Source organism: Actinosynnema pretiosum, from assembly GCF_024171695.1.
Classification (GTDB): Bacteria; Actinomycetota; Actinomycetes; order Mycobacteriales; family Pseudonocardiaceae; genus Actinosynnema; species Actinosynnema pretiosum.
In genome coordinates, this window is sequence record NZ_JAMTCF010000003.1 from 319,863 (window position 1) to 335,482 (window position 15,620).

Consider the following 15,620-nt stretch of genomic DNA (forward strand, 5'->3'; position numbering starts at 1 on the left):
ATCGGACGACAAATCTCAGAACCACCGCCCCAGCGCCGTCGCGGCCCCGTCCTCCGCCAGCGTCCCGGTCACCACGTCCGCCGCCGCGCGCACCTCCTCGGGCGCCTGCCCCATCGCCACCCCGCACCCGGCCCACCGCAGCATCGCCACGTCGTTGTGCCCGTCGCCGACCGCCGCCGTGCCCGCCCGGTCCACCCCGAGCTCCCGCCGCAACCGCTCCAGCTCGGCCCCCTTCGACACCCCCTCCGGCACCACGGTCAACCACGCCTCCACGTGGTCCGAGGTCCACGTGGCCCCTGGCAGCCTGATCCCGGACATCCGCGCGGCCAGCTCCTCCGGGTCCCGCCCGACCCACCGCGCGACCAGGCGCGACGTCGGCTCGGCGGTGAACTCCCCCACCCCGACCTCGCGCACCTCCCCGGACAGGTCCCCCTCGTCCCACCGCCCGAGCGCCAGGCTCCCCACCCCGACGACCTCGCTCGCGAACACCGCCCCCGGCAGCGCCTCCCGCAGCACCGCCAGCGAGGCCGCCGCGTCGAACACCGACCGCCGGACCACCGCCCCCGCCCGGACGTCCCACCACACCGCCCCGTTCGAGCACAGCAGCGTCCCGCCCACCCCGAGCCGCTCGGCCACGCCCACGGCGCCGAGCACGCTCCGCCCGGTGGACAGCACGACCCGCGCCCCGCCCGCGACGGCCCGCCCGACCGCGTCCCGGACGGCGGGCGAGACCTCGTCGCTCCCGGTCGGGACGAGGGTTCCGTCGATGTCCAGCGCGATCAGCCGGGGTGTCTGCTCCATTCGGCCACCCTAGGTGAGCTCCCCTCGGGAAACCCGCAGGCCCCGGCGCTGGACCCCATTAATGAATCGTGGTTCAATAACTCGCGTGGCACGTCCCAAGTCCATCACCGACGAGCGCCTGCTGAAGGCGACCGGCGACGTCATCAGCCGCGAGGGCCCGGACTTCACCATGGCCCAGGTCGCCGCCGAGGCGCGGGTCTCCGTCGGCACCCTGGCCGCCCGCTTCGGCTCCAAGAGCGGCCTGCTCCAAGCGCTGAGCAGGCGCGAGATCGCCGAGGTCGGCAACCGGATGCGCGCCGCGGCCGAGGGCCTGCCGCCGCTGCCGGGGCTCAGGGCCGCCCTCACCGCGTGGTTCTTCGAGGGCACCCCGAACCCGGAGACGGCGGGCAACCACCTCGCCCAGCTGGGCGTCGACCTCATGGACCCGGCCCTGCGCGCCCTGCTCGCCGACCTGCACGTCGCGATCGAGACCGCCCTGCGCGACCTGGTCGCGGCGGCCGACCTGCCGGGCGCCCCGGAGCCCGCGAGGGCGGCGCGGGTGCTGCACGCGCTGGTCTCCGGCGCGACCCTGGACTGGTCGATCCGACCCGGCGGCGGGCTGGTCGACCGGATGCTCGACGACGTGGACGCGGTGCTGGACGCCTGGGGACGTCCTCTGACGAGGCAACCGGACAAGGGGAGAGCATGACGCTGAAGGGCAAGGTCGCGGCGGTGACCGGCGCGACGCGCGGCGCGGGCCGGGCGATCGCCGTCGAGCTGGGCGCGGCGGGCGCCACGGTGTTCGTCGGCGGGCGCACCACCCGCGAGAGCAGGTCGCCGATCGGCCGCTCCGAGACCATCGAGGAGACCGCCGAGCTGGTCACGGCGGCGGGCGGCACCGGCATCGCGGTGCGCTGCGACTTCACCGACCCGGCCGACGTGGCCGCGTTCCGCGACCGGATCGAGGCCGAGCGCGACGGGCAGCTCGACGTCTTCGTCAACGACGTCTGGGGCGGGGAGCTGGACGTGGAGTTCGCCCCCTTCTGGGAGCAGGACCTCGACGCCCAGCTGCGGATGTGGGACAACAGCGTCCGGGCGCACCTGGTCTCCCTGCACCGCCTGGTCCCGCTGCTGATCCGCGAGCCGGGGGGCCTGCTGGTCGAGGTCACCGACGGCGACACCGACGACCACTACCCCGGCACCCTGGCCTACGACTCGGTGAAGGTCGCGATCCGCCGCTTCGGCCGGGTCATGGCCGAGGAGCTGGAGCCGCACGGCTGCACCTCGGTCGCCGCCACCCCCGGCTTCCTGCGCTCGGAGCAGATGCTGGAGCACTTCGGCGTCACCGAGGCCACCTGGCGCGACGCGATCGCCAAGGAGCCGCACTACGCCATGTCGGAGACCCCGCACTACCTCGGCCGGGGCCTGGCCGCGCTGGCCGCCGACCCGGACAAGCACCGGTTCACCGGCCAGGCGCTCGCGTCGTGGACGCTCATGCGCGAGTACGGCTTCACCGACCTGGACGGCTCCCGGCCGGACTGGGGCCGCTGGAACGACGACGTCGTGAAGCCCGAGCGCGACCCGGCGGACTTCGACGCGGCGGACTACCGCTGAGCGGAGACCGGTCCGGCGGCCCGTCACGAGGCCGCCGGACCGGTCACCCGTCACCCGTCACACGTCGCCCGGCCGCACCAGCCCGGTCTCGTAGGCCAGCACCACGGCCTGCACCCGGTCCCGCAGCTCCAGCTTCGCCAGGATGCGCCCCACGTGCGTCTTCACGGTCGCCTCGGACAGGAACAGCTTCCGCGCGATCTCCGTGTTCGACATGCCCTTGGCGATCAGCACCAGCACCTCCCGCTCCCGCTCGGTCAGCGCGTCCAGCACCGACGCGTCGCGCAGCGTCCCGCCGCCCTCGCCGAGGAACCGCCCCAGCAGCCGCTTGGTCACGCTCGGCGACACCACGGCGTCCCCGCTGGCCACCGCGCGCAGCGCCGACACCAGGTCGGCGGGCGGCGTGTCCTTGAGCAGGAACCCGCTGGCCCCGTTGCGCAGCGCGGACAGCGCGTACTCGTCCATGTCGAACGTGGTCATGACCAGCACCCGCGCCGTCCCGGCCTCGGTGATCCGCTTGGTCGCCTCGACCCCGTCGAGCACGGGCATCCGCACGTCCATCAGCACCACGTCGGGCCGCAGCTGGTCGGCCATGTGCACGGCGTCGAGCCCGTCCCCCGCCTCACCGACGACGCTGATGTCCTCCTGCGCGTTGAGCACCATGCGGAAACCCATCCGCATGAGCTCCTGGTCGTCGACGAGCAACACCTGGATCATGGTCAGCCACCTTAGGTCCCCTCCGGAGCGCCGGCTCCGGGAACACCGCTCACGCGGGCACGAGCGGCAGGTCCACCCTGACCCGCCACCCGCCTCCGGGGTTGGGACCGGCCTCCAGCAGGCCGCCCAGCACCCCCGCCCGCTCCCTCATCCCGATCAGCCCGTTGCCGCCGGACAGCTCCACCAGGTCGTGGGGCGTGCCGAAGCCGTCGTCCACGACCTCGATCCGCACCCGCTCGGGACCGCAGTCCACCCGCACCACCGCGCTCGCCCCGCTGCCCGCGTGCTTGAGCGTGTTGGTCAGCGCCTCCTGCACGATCCGGTACACGCCCAGCCCGAGCCCGGCGGGCAGCGCGCCCAGGTCCCCGTTCACCACCAGCGTCACCGGCAGCCCGGAGGCGCGCAGCGTCTCGGTCAGCTCCCGCAGGTCGCCCGCGCCCGGCTGCGGCGCCCACTGCGTGCCCGACCCGTCCTCGCTGCGCAGCACGCCCAGCAGCCTGCGCAGCTCGGCCAGCGCCTGCCGCCCGGTGTCGGAGATGGTGCGCACGGCGGCCTCGGCCAGCTCGGGCTGCGTCCGGATCGCGTACCCGGCGCCGTCGGCCTGCACCACCATCACGCTCACCGCGTGCGCCACCACGTCGTGCAGCTCGCGCGCGATCCGCGACCGCTCCTCGCCCACCGCGATCCTGGCCTGCTGCCCGCGCTCCAGCTCCAGCAGCCGCAGCCGCTGCTCCAGCTCGGAGTGGTAGGCGTGCCGCGCGCCGACGAACTCGCCGAGCGCCCAGCTGAACCCGAGCACGGGCGCGGCCGTGAACAGCAGCGCGACCGATTCGAGGGCGCTGTCCATGGAGGTCACCGCCCACACGACGGTGCCCGCGCCCAGCAGCGCGAGGTAGAGCAGGCTCTGCCGCCTGCCCGCGTACACGACCATCGTGTAGAGCGCGACGGCGAGCGCCATGTCGGCGGGCCGCACCGGCAGCCCACCACCCCACCAGGTGCCGTGCGTGAGCAGCTGGACGACCCCGCCGAGCATGATCAGGGCGCTGCTGGCCCTGGGGTACCTCCTGCGCGCGGGCAGCGGGCCGATCATCAGCGCCATCACGAGCAGCCAGGCCGCGCCGGACGGGCCGGAGCTGGGGACGGGCTGCCCGTCGGCGTCGACGGACTCGGCGAGCACCACGACGGTGAGCAGGTCGAACAGGAAGATCACCCCGGCGATCAGGGTGTCCCCGAACGCGGGGTGCGTTCGCATCCACAGGCTCAGCCGCCGCACGGTGACCAGGTTAGGCAGCGCGCGGGGCCGTCGCGTCGCGCTGCGGTCTGAGCCCTGCTCCTACCACGGGCTGACCCCGGTCGGGTGGTTCGGCGAACCACCCGACCGGGGTCAGCGGACCTGCTCCCGGACTACCGCTTGGTGTGCACGGTGAACGGGTCGGCCTTGTTCTCGGCGCGCTGCGCGGCCACCTGGGACTGCTCCACGACGGACGGCTGCGCCACGGGCTGCTCGCCCGCCCTCGGCGCGGGCGCCTGCGGGACACCGGCCTGGGGGACACCCGGCTGCGGGACCCCGGACGGCGGCGTGCTGCCGCGCGGCGTCTCCGGCTCGGCCACCAGCGGCTGCTGCGCCACGCCCTGCGCGGGGGTGGTCGGCGGCAGGTCGGCGGGCGGCGCGAGCGGCTCCTGCGCCACCGGCGCGGCCTCCGGTCCCGGCGTGGTCCGCTCGACGATGCGCTTGCGCAGCCCCACCGGACCGTTCTCCTGCTCGAACCGCCTGCTCTCGCGCGCCATCTCGTCCGCGAGCTGCTGCTGGATCTGGCGGTCCCGGATGCGCGCCAGGATCACCATCGTCGCGGCGTGCACCGCCGCCAGCACCAGCAGCATGATCCCGAGCTGCACCACCACGTTCTGGACCTGGTTCCCGGTGTCCGGCGTGATCAGCGACACCAGCGCCAGCAGCCCGAACATCACCAAGTGGAAGAGCACCGTCGCCAGCCGCGTCATCGACGCCGCCGCCTCCGGGTCGCCGTAAGCCCGGTTCATGTAGCCCCGACCGCTGCGGTAGATCAACTGGCCGTCGATCAGCACCAGCACCACACCGAGCAGCAGGAACACGGCATACCCCTGGTCCATGTCTCCAGCCTCTCTCTACCCGACGCTCACGGTGAGTCGTGTACCCGTGACTCGCGGGGGTGTAACCCGATTCCCGTTCGGGCGGGCAGCCGACCGGCCCAGGAGCGATCAGCAGCGGTTATGGCGGCGTCCCGGAAACCGGGCGACGGCAACCGCTCCGGGGTGTCAGCCGTTCGGTCGTGGCACGATTCGGGGGTGACAGGACAGGCGAGGTACGCGGGTCCGCTCTCCGCGGCTGTGGCGTCGCTGTGCACGGGCCTGGCCCCGCACGTCTCCCCGCGCACCGCCGCCGGACTGCGCGGCGTGCTCGCCAGGCTGGCCGCGCCGCTCCAGGTCGCGGTCGCGGGCCGCATCAAGTCCGGCAAGTCCACACTGGTCAACGCGCTGATCGGCCGCCGGGTCGCGCCGACCGACGTCGGCGAGTGCACCCGCCTGGTCACCCGCTACCAGTACGGCACGGTCGACCGGGTCGAGGTCGTCCTCACCGACGGCCGCAAGCAGGTGCTCCCGTTCGACGCGGAGGGCGCGGTCCCCGCCGAGCTCGGCGTCGACCTCGCCACCGTCTCGCACGTCGAGGCGTTCCTGACCAACGCCGTGCTGCGCGACCTCACCGTCATCGACACCCCCGGCCTCGGCTCGCTCGACGCCGACTCGGTGGCCCGCACCGAGGCCGTGCTGCACCGCGGTGGGCTCGACCCGGTGTCCAGGGGCGCGGTCGCGGGTGCCGAGGCCGTCCTCTACGTCTTCACCCAGGGCGTCCGCGTCGACGACCGGCAGGCGCTGGCCGCGTTCACCGCCGCGACGGCGGGCCGCGAGGCGGGCCCGGCCAACGCGATCGCCGTGCTCAACAAGGCCGACACCATCGCCGCCGAGACCGTGGAGGGCGCGGACGGCGACGTGTGGAAGGCCGCCCTGCTGCTCGCCGAGCGCCAGGCCAAGACGCTCAAGCCCAGGGTCGCCGACGTGCTGCCGGTCATCGGGCTGGTCGCCGAGTCCGCCGAGACCGGCCGCTTCTCCTCCGCCGACGCCGACGCGCTGCGCAAGCTCGCCGAGCTGGACCAGGCCACCCGCGAGACCCTGCTGATGTCCGCCGACCTGTTCACCGCCTGGGAGTGCGACGTGCCCGCCGCCGCCAGGGCCAGGCTGCTGGAGCGGCTCGACCTGCACGGCGTGCGCACCGCGCTGGAGGCGGTCGACGCCGAACCGGCCATCACGGCGGGCGCGCTGCGCCGCAAGCTGCTCGACGCGTCCGGGCTGGACGGGGTGCGCGGCAGGCTCAACGCGGTGTTCCGCGCCCGCGCCGACGGCATCAAGGCCGCCGCCGCGCTCGCCTCGGTGAGCGCGCTGGCCGCCGCCTCCGGCGACCCGAACGAGCGACAGCGCGTGCACAACGCCATCGAGGTGCTGCTGGCCAAGCCGGAGGCCCACCAGCTGCGGCTGCTGGAGGCGCTGACCCTGGTCGCGTCGGGCGCGGTCGGGATGCCGGTCGACCTGGCCGAGGAGGTCCTGCGGTTCGGCACGTCCCCCGACCCGGTGGAGCAGCTGGGCATGGTGGGCAGGCCGCCCGAGGCGGTGGCGGCGCACGCGCTGGAGCGCGCCGGGTGGTGGCGCTCGTTCGCCTCGTTCGGGGCGACCCCGGCGCAGAGCCGGGTCGCGCACGTCGTGCACCGGGCGTACTTCTTGATCTGGCAGCAGGTGCGGGGGCAGCAGCAGGTGCGGGGTCAGCGGGTTCGGGGGCGGCGATGACGTGGGGCGGCGGTGGAACGGAACCGGGCCGGGGGGCGTCGGAGCCCGACGTGGAGACCATCGCGGGTGAACTGCTCGACCAGGCGCTCGCCGAGCGGCGCGCCCTGGTCCAGCTGTGCCTGTACGCGCTGGACCGCGCCCGCAGCTCGGGCGTCGTCGAGCGCATCGAGGAGGGCCTGTCGGCCATCGGCGTGACCGCGCTGCGGCCGGACGGCGAGCGGTTCGACCCGTCCGTGCACGAGGCGGGCGGCGTGGTGCCCACCGACGACGCCACGCTCGACGGCCTGGTCGCCGAGACCGAGGTGGTCGGCTTCGCCGATCGCGGGCGCGCGCTGCGCGCGCCGATCGTCACCGTCTACACGGCCCGATGACCGCCCCGCAGCCGCTGCCCCAGCTCGTCCGCCAGACGCGGGAGAAGCTGACCGCGCTGGTGCGCTCGGTCGACCCGGCCGCCGCCGCGTTCGTGGACACCCGGCGTGGCGGGAAGGCGTCGGTCGTGGTGGTCGGCGAGACCAACCGGGGCAAGAGCTCCCTGGTCAACGCCCTGCTGGCGACGCCAGGCCTGTCCCCGGTGGACGCCGAGGTCGCCACCGCCGCGTACCTGGTGTTCGGGCACGGCGAGCGGTGGGCGTGCCGCGCGCGCTACGCGGGCAGCGCCCCGCCGGTCGAGTTCGACCGGGCCCGGCTGGTCGACTGGGTCTCCGCCGCGCACGAGCTGCCCGAGGGCGCGGTCCCGCCCAGGTCGGTGGAGGTGGACGCCCCGATCCCGCTGCTGGAGCGGCTCACGCTCGTGGACACCCCCGGCGTCGGCGGCCTGGACGCCGCGCACGGCGAGCTGGCGGCCGAGGCGGCGGCGGACGCGACCGCGCTGCTGTTCGTCGTGGACGCCTCCGCGCCGTTCACCAGGGGCGAGCTGGAGTTCCTGCGCGCGGTCGGCGAGCGGGTCGAGACGGTGGTGTTCGCGCTGACCAAGGTCGACCAGTTCCGGGGTTGGCGCGAGGTGGTCGAGGCGGACCGGGCGCTGCTGGCGCAGCACGCGCCGAGGTTCGCGAAGGCGGTGTTCCACCCGGTGTCGGCGCGGATGTTCGAGCTGGCCGCCACGGCGCCGAACCCGGACGCGGCGGCGATGCTGCGCGAGCGGTCCGGCGTCGCGGAGCTGCAGGGGGCGCTGCAGGAGCTGGTGGTCGGCCGGGCGGCGATGCTCGGCGAGGCGAACGGGCTGCGCGCGCTCGCGACCGTGCTGGACGAGCTGGTGGCCGGGGCCGAGGCGGACCTGCGCGCGCTGTCGGCGGGCGAGGAGCAGGCCGAGGTGCTGCGGGGGCGGCGCGACGAGCTGAACGCCCAGCGCAGGTCATCCACCCGGAGCTGGCAGGTCAAGCTGCGCGGCGAGGTGCAGCGGGCGCGCGTGGAGGGCAACCACGAGGTGGCCAGGCAGGTGCGGGACCTCCAGACGTGGTTCCGCACCGCGATCGACGCCGCCGACCGGGAGCAGCTGGTGGCGCTGCCGGGTCAGGTGGACGCGGCGCTGCAGGTCGTGTCGTCCCGGATCAGCGCGGGGCTCGGGCACCGGTTGGGGAAGGTCGCGGACCTGGCGCTGGCGGACCTGTTCACGCCGGACGAGATGGCGGTGATCAGGGGCCAGTTCGCGCGCGGCGTCACCCCGCCGATCGTGCTGCGCCCGCCGGAGAAGCGCACGCCCACCGCCGAGGACAAGCTGCTGGTGTTCATGGGCGTCTCGGGCGGCCTCGGCGCGGGCCGGTTGGCCGCGCTGCCGCTGGCGGGGCTGGGCATCGGCGCCCTGAACCCGATCGTGCTGCCCGCGACGCTGGTGATCGGCCTGGGCGCGGGGTGGTGGATGGCGCGGACGCGGAAGCACTCGGCGGACAAGCAGCACACCAAGCAGTGGCTGTCGGACTCGATCGCCGACGCCAGGTCCACCCTGGACCAGCTCGTGGCCGAGCAGCTGATCGAGGTCGAGCAGCAGCTGTCGCTGGCGCTGGACGACGCGCTCGCCAAGCGGGTCGAGGCGATCGAGGCGGAGCTGCGCGAGGTGGACCGCGCGCTGCGCATGGAAGCGGGCGAGCGCACCCGCGCGGTCCAGGCGGCGACGAAGCAGGTAGCGGAGCTGCGCGCGGGACGCGTGAAGGTGGACGACCTGCTGGCCAGGATCAGGGCGTTGCGAGACCGCGCGTGAAGGCCGGGGCGCTCACTCCGCAGCGCGGACGCCGGGAAAGCCCTCGGGGAGCGCCGCGTCGTGGGCGAGGTAAGCCGAGAGCACGGCGCGCACGGCGCTGATCGGGACCTCCTGGTCGGCGGGGATGTCGGTGCCCTCGCCTTGGAGGTCGTAGACGACGACGCCCGTGGCGCTCGGGTCGCCGATAGTTGTGAGGGGCGGGTCCGCGTGCACCTGGACGAAGCCCCGGTCCACGCCGATGCCCGCGTAGGCGAAAGGCCGGCACCAGGGGTCCTCGGCGTCGGTGATCTCCACGATGCTCGGGCAAGGGACGCTCGCGGATTCGGCACGCACGCGCTCGACCAGCGCGCTCATGTCCTCCTGCGTTCGGATCACGATGGGGGCATCGCCGGTCTCCCGGTCGAAGATCGCGTGCAGGGTCACCACGGCGCTCGTTGTCCTCCGGTGAAAGTGCGCTGGTAGCCGTCTATGCCGTAGATCGTGAGAGAACTGCCTGCGGGCAGCACCACGCCGATCAGGCTCTCACAGCTCAGCGTCAGCTTGCCGGGAACGTTGTTGATCACAAGTGTCGCGTGCTCGATGCCCGCGTTGCGCATGTGCGTCGCCAGTTTCAGCTCGACGTGCATCACCACTATCGGTCTGCCGAACCCGGACCAGCCCTCATCGCGAATGGCTTGGAGCGCTGCTCGCGCACCGGGGTCGTCGCCGCTGATGATCTCGTGGGTTTCCCCGTGGGGCGTGAACCACCGTCCGTGCGTTTTGGAACCGGTGTTCGCGACCACGGCAGGCGGCAGTTCCCCGCGCAGCGCCTTCAAGCGATCCTGGTGGGATGGTGTCGGAGCGGTCTGAGCCGGTGGCGCGGCTGTGCTGGTGAGGCCGAGCGTGACCATGATCTTGTAGGTGGTCTCCTCGGCTCGGTCGAGCGCCGCGATGAGCCCAGCTCGGTCGAAGATTCCGTTCGCGGCTTCCAGGAAGCTCACCGTGGTCAGTTCGACGTCGGACTGCAAGGTCCCCGTGCCTGCTGCGCTGACCAGTTCAGCGGCTTCCTCGGCGAGGTCGCCCGCTTGGACGAGCAGAGTTCGGGTTTCGGTGACCTGTGCCAACACGTTCGACAGGGCGGTGCCCACATCCTCCAACGAAGCCACGGCACCTCCGGGAGAGGGATGAGCGGAAAGCCCGTGTCAGCGGTCGACAACCGTCCCCAGGAACGCGGACCAGGCCGCGGTGGTGAAGCGGAACGCGGGGCCGGTGGGGTTCTTCGAGTCCCGGACGCCGACGGTGGCGCCCGCGTGGTTGACCTCGACGCACCCGTTGCTGCCCGCCGAGCTGTGACTGCTCTTGTGCCAGGTGAAGCGGACCTCCACGCAAGCGTTGCTGCCCGCCGAGCTGTAGGTGCTCGTGAACCAGCCCGTGTCGCGGGTCATGACGCGTCCTTCCTCACCAGATCGATCAGCAGTTCTCGGGTGTTCTCACGGCTGAGCGCCAGTTCTTCGACCCGGTCGTACATTCGTTGCATCGTTGCGAGGTCTTCGGCCTGATCGTAGTAGGTGCACGGTCCGTACAGCAGCGGAGCGAAGCTGACCGGTGACGATTCCTGGAAGTCCAGCAGCACCAGGCCACCGCCCAGCGCGGGGTTGTCCACCGCGTTGTTCGGCACGATCCCGATCGTCAGGTTCTCGTGCCGCTCCAGCAGTTGCAGCAGGTGGAGCGCTTGGCCTCGCATCACTGAAGTGCCGCCGACGACGTGCTGCAAGGAATCCTCGGTGAAGATGACCGTGATTTCCTTCGGGTCACTGCATTCCAGCACTCGTCGCTGGTGATCCAGTCGGAACGAGATGCGATTGCCGGTCTCCTCTTCGGAGCTCTCCCAGTAGATGGAGTTCCCGGTGCGCATGATCGCCTGGAGGTAGTCCGGCGACTGCACCAGACCGGGGATCACGCCGCACTCGTACCAGCTGATCCGGCTCGCCGCGACCTGCATCTCCACCAAGCGCTGGAACGGTTCCGGCAGCGTGTCCACGTACCCGCGCCGCACCGACCGCCGCCGGGCCGCCGCGCCCAGCGCGAGGATCGTGTTCCGCTCGTTCCCCCGGATGTCGTAGAAGTCCAGGAGCTTGACCAGCTCCTCCGTCCCGAGGCTGCCCTTGCCGTTCTCGACCTGGCTCAGCCGCGCCGCCGTGCGGTCGATGGCGCTCGCGGCCTCGCTCTGGGACTTGCGCGCGGCTGTTCGGAGTCTGGTGAGGCTGACGCCGAGTTGCAGCCGCTCGACTGTCGGCCGGACTGAGGACATGGCGGTTTCACTCCGTCAGGCGATAGTTAAGTGTTCACACTGGGCTTAAGTTTTAGCTAGCAACGGGCTGGCGTTGCGTGTATGCAACCAGGTGGGAGAAGACATGTCGCAGGCGGTGTCCGAGGATGAGCCCGGAGTGATCCGACGCGAGTGGCCCGTCGACTGCTTCGACAGCTACGCCGCCGAGAACACCTGCGTCGTCGAGGTCTCCGGCGACGTGGTCGAGGTGATCGGTCCCGAGGCCGAGTTCTGCTTCGCGCTCGACGTGGAGCAGGTGCCCGGTTTCCAGGCCGCGCTGACCTCCGCGCTCGCGGGCGCGCGGGACTGCCGAACCCGCCGCGCGGGCCCCTGACCCCGAACTACACTCCCGCGAATGACGGACCTGGTCCTGGCCCTGGACATCGGCGGCACCAAGGTCGCCGCCGGGCTCGTCGACCGCGACGGCGCCGTGGTGCGCACCGCGCGGACCCCCACCCCCACCGACGACCCCGAGCGCACCTGGGCCGCCGTCGCGCGGGTCGCCGACGAGGTGCTCGCCGGTGAGCCGGTCGCCGGGGTCGGCATCGCCTGCGCCGGGCCCGTCGACCTCGTCGCGGGCACGGCCAGCCCCATCAACGTGGCCTGCTGGCGCGGGTTCCCGCTGGTCGACCGGGTGTCCGCGCTGCTGCCCGGACTGCCCGTCGAGCTCGCGGGCGACGGGCCGTGCATGGCCTACGGCGAGCACTGGACGGGCGCCGGGCGCGGGACCGCCGACATGGTCGGCCTGGTCGTGTCCACCGGCGTCGGCGGCGGGCTGGTGGTGGGCGGCGAGCTGCTGCTCGGGCGCACCGGCAACGCGGGCCACATCGGGCACGTGGTCGTGGAGGAGGACGGCGAGCCCTGCACGTGCGGCGGTCGCGGGTGCGCCGAGACCGTCGCGGGCGGGCCGAGGGTGGTCGCCTGGGCGCGCCGCCAGGGCTGGCGGGCGCCCGAGGGCGCGGACGCCGCCCACCTGGCCGCCGACGCGCTCGCGGGCGACGAGGTCGCGCAGGCCGCGTTCCGGCGCGCGGGCCGCGCGGTGGGCCTGGCCGTCGTCGCCACCGCCGCGCTGTGCGACCTCGAACTGGCCGTCGTCGGCGGTGGCGTGGCTCAGGTCGGGGACCTGCTGCTCGACCCGGTCCGGGAGACCGTGGCCGACCACGCCCGGCTGTCCTACCTGGACGGTCTGCGGGTGGAGCCCGCCCGGCTGGGCAGCCGGGCGGGCCTCGTCGGCGCCGCGGCGCTGGCGACCTCCCGGCTCAGTGGGCCGCCACCGGCTTGACCCGGTCGCTGTCCTCGTCCACGTGGTAGTCGTCCGGCGTGGTCTCGTCGCTCCCGTTGGCCGCCTTGAACCTGCGCGCCACCAGGGTCACCAGCACGGCCACGACCAGGTTCGCCGTGACGGCCACGATGCCGACGTAGATCTGCACCGCCGACCCCTGGAACGGGTGCCAGCCGAACAGCGACAGCTTGTCCAGCGCCAGCGCCGACCCGGCGAAGTGCGGACGCTTCCCGTCCGCGCTGGGGATCGTGTACAGCAGGTAGATCCCCCAGCCCATGCCCGCGGCCCACCCGGCGACCAGGCCGTAGAGGTGGAACCACCGGGTGTACAGCGCGATCGCCACGGCGGGCAGCGTCTGCAGGATCACCACGCCGCCGATCAGCTGCAGGTCGATGGAGAACTGCGGGTCGATGAACACGATGAACGCGACCGCGCCGAACTTCACCACCAGCGACGCCAGCTTCGCCTGCTTCGCCTCCTGCGCGGGCGTCGCGTCCTTCTTCAGGTACTCCTTGTAGATGTTGCGGGTCCACAGGTTCGCCGCCGCGATCGACATGATCGCCGCCGGGACGAGCGCGCCGATGCCGATGGCCGCGAACGCCACGCCCGCGAACCACGCCGGGAACTCCTGCCCGAACAGCACCGGCACGATGGTGTTCGTGTCCGGCCGCCCGGTGGCCTGGTTGGTGATCGGCTTGACGCCCGCGCTGATCGCCACGAACCCGAGCATCGCCAGCAGGCCCAGCAGCAGCGAGTAGGCGGGCAGCGCCACCATGTTCCGCTTGATCACGTTCCGCCCGCGCGAGGCCAGGATGCCGGTCAGCGAGTGCGGGTACAGGAACAGCGCCAGCGCCGAGCCGAGCGCGAGCGTCGCGTACTGGAGCTGGTTGTTGGCGTTCAGCAGCACACCGTCCGACTTCGCGGGCGTCTTGTCGTAGGCGGCCTGCGCGGTGTCGAAGATGGCGCCCCAGCCGCCGAACTTGCCCGGCAGGTAGATCACCGCCACCAGGATCACCACGTAGATCAGGCTGTCCTTGACGAACGCGATCAGCGCGGGCGCGCGCAACCCCGACTGGTACGTGTACAGCGCCAGGATCACGAACGCGATGAACAGCGGCAGGTGCCCCATGATCCCGCTGCCGTTGAGGCCCATCGTGCGCAGCACGGCCTCCAGCCCGACCAGCTGCAGCGCGATGTACGGCATCGTCGCGAGGATGCCGGTGAGCGCGACGATCAGCGCGAGCCAGTGCGAGCCGTACCGCCCGCGCACGAAGTCCGCCGGGGTGACGTAGCCGTGCACCCTGGACACCGACCACATGCGCACCAGCGGCAGGAACACGATCGGGTACAGCACCACGGTGTAAGGCAGCGCGTAGAAGCCGAGCGCGCCCGCGCCGAACACCAGCGCCGGGACGGCCACGAACGTGTAAGCCGTGTACAGGTCGCCGCCGACCAGGAACCAGGTGATCCAGGAGCCGAACTTCCGGCCGCCGAGGCCCCACTCGTCGAGGTGGTCGAGGGTGTCGCCCGCCCGCCACTTCGCCGCGAAGAAGCCCAGCACGGTCACCAGCAGGAACAGGACGGCGAAGACCGAGAGCTCGGTCCACTGCAGGGATTCGGTGCTCACCGGTCGGCCTCCCGCTCGTCCAGGTCGTCCACGCCGAGCTCGTCGGGGCCGGTGGTGGTCGGGGCGTCCTTGGTCTTGACGTAGACCAGTCCGACGCACACCACGCCGATCGGCACGAACGCGAACTGGTACCAGTAGAAGAACGGCAGCCCCAGGACGCGGGGCTCGTCGTCGTTGAACCACGGCGTGATGAGCATGAGCAGCGGGAGCAGCAGGAGGAGGTTCCAGTTGCTCCACCGCAGCCCGGCGTTCCGGGCAGGCGATTTTCGAGGCATTGAGCTGCGCCCTCCAAGCTGTCCCTGACGACGGTGTCGGGGGATGCTAGGACGGCGGGGCGACGAACGTCACTGCCTTCGCCCGACTGTGCCTTGGTTGTGTGGCGCAATCGTGATCAATCGATCACTCAAAGTGACAAATCGGGCGTTCCAGCCGGCCCGGTCACCCCGTCCGGGCAAGGCCCGACGAACGCGGCTAGAGCGTGCCCAGCCCTCGGGTGACGTGCTCCTCGGCGGTGTCCAGGTAGGACAGCAGGGCCGACTCGGCGGCGTCGAGCTCGCCCGACTCCAGCAGGTCGGCGATCGCGCGGTTCCTCGGCAGGTAGTCGCGGTGGAAGCCTTCGGGGTCTCCCACGACCTGGAACACCAGGCGCAGCTCGGCGAGCAGGCGGCGCATCTCCTCGTCCAGCCGGGCGCTGCCCGCGAGCGCGGTGATCGCCGCGTGGAACCGGCCGTTCGCGGTGCCCACGCCCACCCAGTCCTCGTCGTCCCGCAACCGCTCGGCCCACCGGACCGCGTCCCCCACCCGCGAGCGCCGCTCCTCGGGGGCGTCGGGCCACCGCCGCAGCGCGCCCGCCTCGATGACCCGGCGGGCCGCGTACAGGTCGGCCACGTCCTCGGTGCTCGGCACGCGCACGAACACGCCCCGGCTGTGCTCGTGCACCAGCAGGCGCTCGTGGGTGAGCAGCCGGAAGGCCTCGCGGAGGGTGTTGCGGGAGACGCGCAGCGCGTCGCCGAGCGACTTCTCGGACAGCTGGCTGCCCGCTCTGATGGCCCCGTCGAGCACCCGCGCCCTGAGCGCGTCGGCGACCCGCTCGGCCGTGCTGGACCGGCTCATCCGCGCGCCGTCCTCGGCGAGCGCGCGGAGCCAGGTGCCGGCTTCAGCGGTGGTCATGGGGGCGATCCTACTGGTCGGAGGGCCTGCCACCGGCTCCGCTGATCGTTCGACG

18 protein-coding genes are annotated in these 15,620 nt (G+C 72.7%); 7 read left to right on the forward strand and 11 right to left on the reverse strand.

Features of this window, described 5'->3' with window-relative positions:
* Positions 1 to 15 precede the first annotated feature (15 nt).
* Complete coding sequence (locus tag LV78_RS07840) at positions 16 to 801, reverse strand: HAD family hydrolase (protein WP_253844043.1); 786 nt, start codon at positions 799 to 801, stop codon at positions 16 to 18.
* Positions 802 to 886: 85 nt separating this feature from the next.
* Between LV78_RS07840 and LV78_RS07845 the strand changes: the two genes are divergently transcribed.
* Positions 887 to 1,489, forward strand: a complete 603-nt coding sequence (locus tag LV78_RS07845) for a TetR/AcrR family transcriptional regulator (RefSeq protein WP_253844044.1) — start codon at positions 887 to 889, stop codon at positions 1,487 to 1,489.
* Positions 1,486 to 2,394, forward strand: coding sequence for an SDR family oxidoreductase (locus tag LV78_RS07850; protein WP_253844045.1), 909 nt, complete (start codon positions 1,486 to 1,488; stop codon positions 2,392 to 2,394). The genes LV78_RS07845 and LV78_RS07850 overlap by 4 nt, the downstream gene beginning before the upstream one ends.
* Positions 2,395 to 2,451: 57 nt before the next feature.
* On the opposite strand, the gene LV78_RS07855 is transcribed toward LV78_RS07850, so the two are convergent.
* The 3 genes from LV78_RS07855 to LV78_RS07865 all read right to left on the reverse strand — a co-directional run bounded on the left by LV78_RS07855 (position 2,452) and on the right by LV78_RS07865 (position 5,238).
* The gene (locus LV78_RS07855; protein ID WP_253844046.1) at positions 2,452 to 3,108 is read right to left on the reverse strand and encodes a response regulator; all 657 of its coding nucleotides are present in this window, start codon (positions 3,106 to 3,108) and stop codon (positions 2,452 to 2,454) included.
* A 49-nt stretch (positions 3,109 to 3,157) separates the two neighbouring features.
* Positions 3,158 to 4,381 carry a sensor histidine kinase gene (locus LV78_RS07860; RefSeq protein WP_425546827.1) on the reverse strand — a complete coding sequence of 408 codons (1,224 nt, stop codon included), beginning with the start codon at positions 4,379 to 4,381 and terminating at the stop codon, positions 3,158 to 3,160.
* Positions 4,382 to 4,512: 131 nt separating this feature from the next.
* Positions 4,513 to 5,238, reverse strand: coding sequence for a hypothetical protein (locus LV78_RS07865; protein WP_253844047.1), 726 nt, complete (start codon positions 5,236 to 5,238; stop codon positions 4,513 to 4,515).
* Positions 5,239 to 5,433: 195 nt separating this feature from the next.
* Between LV78_RS07865 and LV78_RS07870 the strand changes: the two genes are divergently transcribed.
* Genes LV78_RS07870 through LV78_RS07880 form a run of 3 tightly spaced genes read left to right on the forward strand, consistent with a single transcriptional unit; the run spans position 5,434 to position 9,178 of the window.
* Positions 5,434 to 6,984 carry a dynamin family protein gene (locus tag LV78_RS07870; protein ID WP_253844048.1) on the forward strand — a complete coding sequence of 517 codons (1,551 nt, stop codon included), beginning with the start codon at positions 5,434 to 5,436 and terminating at the stop codon, positions 6,982 to 6,984.
* The gene (gene grpE / locus LV78_RS07875) at positions 6,981 to 7,355 is read left to right on the forward strand and encodes a nucleotide exchange factor GrpE (protein WP_308208685.1); all 375 of its coding nucleotides are present in this window, start codon (positions 6,981 to 6,983) and stop codon (positions 7,353 to 7,355) included. Before LV78_RS07870 ends, grpE begins: the two co-directional genes overlap by 4 nt.
* On the forward strand, positions 7,352 to 9,178 hold the full coding sequence (locus tag LV78_RS07880; RefSeq protein ID WP_253844049.1) for a dynamin family protein: 1,827 nt from the start codon (positions 7,352 to 7,354) through the stop codon (positions 9,176 to 9,178). Before grpE ends, LV78_RS07880 begins: the two co-directional genes overlap by 4 nt.
* 12 nt (positions 9,179 to 9,190) lie before the next feature.
* Here the strand turns inward: LV78_RS07880 and LV78_RS07885 are convergent, their stop codons facing one another.
* Genes LV78_RS07885 through LV78_RS07900 form a run of 4 tightly spaced genes read right to left on the reverse strand, consistent with a single transcriptional unit; the run spans position 9,191 to position 11,468 of the window.
* A complete protein-coding gene (locus LV78_RS07885; protein ID WP_253844050.1) occupies positions 9,191 to 9,604 on the reverse strand; it encodes an Imm1 family immunity protein in 414 nt (137 codons plus the stop codon).
* On the reverse strand, positions 9,598 to 10,323 hold the full coding sequence (locus LV78_RS07890; RefSeq protein WP_253844051.1) for a DddA-like double-stranded DNA deaminase toxin: 726 nt from the start codon (positions 10,321 to 10,323) through the stop codon (positions 9,598 to 9,600). Before LV78_RS07890 ends, LV78_RS07885 begins: the two co-directional genes overlap by 7 nt.
* Before the next feature lie 36 nt (positions 10,324 to 10,359).
* Positions 10,360 to 10,602, reverse strand: coding sequence for a DUF397 domain-containing protein (locus LV78_RS07895; protein WP_253844052.1), 243 nt, complete (start codon positions 10,600 to 10,602; stop codon positions 10,360 to 10,362).
* Positions 10,599 to 11,468 carry a helix-turn-helix domain-containing protein gene (locus LV78_RS07900; protein WP_253844053.1) on the reverse strand — a complete coding sequence of 290 codons (870 nt, stop codon included), beginning with the start codon at positions 11,466 to 11,468 and terminating at the stop codon, positions 10,599 to 10,601. The genes LV78_RS07895 and LV78_RS07900 overlap by 4 nt, the downstream gene beginning before the upstream one ends.
* Before the next feature lie 136 nt (positions 11,469 to 11,604).
* Here LV78_RS07900 and LV78_RS07905 point away from each other — a divergent pair, with 136 nt between their 5' ends.
* Both LV78_RS07905 and LV78_RS07910 read left to right on the forward strand, forming a co-directional pair.
* Positions 11,605 to 11,820: a hypothetical protein gene (locus LV78_RS07905; RefSeq protein WP_253844054.1), complete on the forward strand. Its 216-nt coding sequence runs from the start codon at positions 11,605 to 11,607 to the stop codon at positions 11,818 to 11,820.
* Between the two features lie 21 nt (positions 11,821 to 11,841).
* Positions 11,842 to 12,768 (forward strand): ROK family protein, encoded by a 927-nt coding sequence (locus tag LV78_RS07910; RefSeq protein WP_253844055.1) that lies wholly within the window; start codon positions 11,842 to 11,844, stop codon positions 12,766 to 12,768.
* Here the strand turns inward: LV78_RS07910 and mctP are convergent.
* From mctP to LV78_RS07925, 3 genes are all read right to left on the reverse strand, one after another.
* The gene (gene mctP / locus LV78_RS07915; protein WP_253844056.1) at positions 12,746 to 14,395 is read right to left on the reverse strand and encodes a monocarboxylate uptake permease MctP; all 1,650 of its coding nucleotides are present in this window, start codon (positions 14,393 to 14,395) and stop codon (positions 12,746 to 12,748) included. The two genes, LV78_RS07910 and mctP, sit on opposite strands and share 23 nt — an antisense overlap.
* Entirely contained in the window at positions 14,392 to 14,670 is a 279-nt protein-coding gene (locus LV78_RS07920) for a DUF3311 domain-containing protein (protein ID WP_253844057.1), read from the reverse strand. The genes mctP and LV78_RS07920 overlap by 4 nt, the downstream gene beginning before the upstream one ends.
* A gap of 196 nt (positions 14,671 to 14,866) precedes the next feature.
* Entirely contained in the window at positions 14,867 to 15,565 is a 699-nt protein-coding gene (locus tag LV78_RS07925; protein WP_253844058.1) for a GntR family transcriptional regulator, read from the reverse strand.
* Positions 15,566 to 15,620: the final 55 nt, after the last annotated feature.

Coding starts and splice junctions, on each gene's coding strand:
- LV78_RS07895 (WP_253844052.1), bottom strand. CDS start 10,602: ATGACCCGCGACACGGGCTGGTTCACGAGCACCTACAGCTCGGCGGGC.
- grpE (WP_308208685.1), top strand. CDS start 6,981: ATGACGTGGGGCGGCGGTGGAACGGAACCGGGCCGGGGGGCGTCGGAG.
- LV78_RS07910 (WP_253844055.1), top strand. CDS start 11,842: ATGACGGACCTGGTCCTGGCCCTGGACATCGGCGGCACCAAGGTCGCC.
- LV78_RS07880 (WP_253844049.1), top strand. CDS start 7,352: ATGACCGCCCCGCAGCCGCTGCCCCAGCTCGTCCGCCAGACGCGGGAG.
- LV78_RS07865 (WP_253844047.1), bottom strand. CDS start 5,238: ATGGACCAGGGGTATGCCGTGTTCCTGCTGCTCGGTGTGGTGCTGGTG.
- LV78_RS07920 (WP_253844057.1), bottom strand. CDS start 14,670: ATGCCTCGAAAATCGCCTGCCCGGAACGCCGGGCTGCGGTGGAGCAAC.
- LV78_RS07840 (WP_253844043.1), bottom strand. CDS start 801: ATGGAGCAGACACCCCGGCTGATCGCGCTGGACATCGACGGAACCCTC.
- LV78_RS07925 (WP_253844058.1), bottom strand. CDS start 15,565: ATGACCACCGCTGAAGCCGGCACCTGGCTCCGCGCGCTCGCCGAGGAC.
- LV78_RS07900 (WP_253844053.1), bottom strand. CDS start 11,468: ATGTCCTCAGTCCGGCCGACAGTCGAGCGGCTGCAACTCGGCGTCAGC.
- LV78_RS07855 (WP_253844046.1), bottom strand. CDS start 3,108: ATGATCCAGGTGTTGCTCGTCGACGACCAGGAGCTCATGCGGATGGGT.
- LV78_RS07850 (WP_253844045.1), top strand. CDS start 1,486: ATGACGCTGAAGGGCAAGGTCGCGGCGGTGACCGGCGCGACGCGCGGC.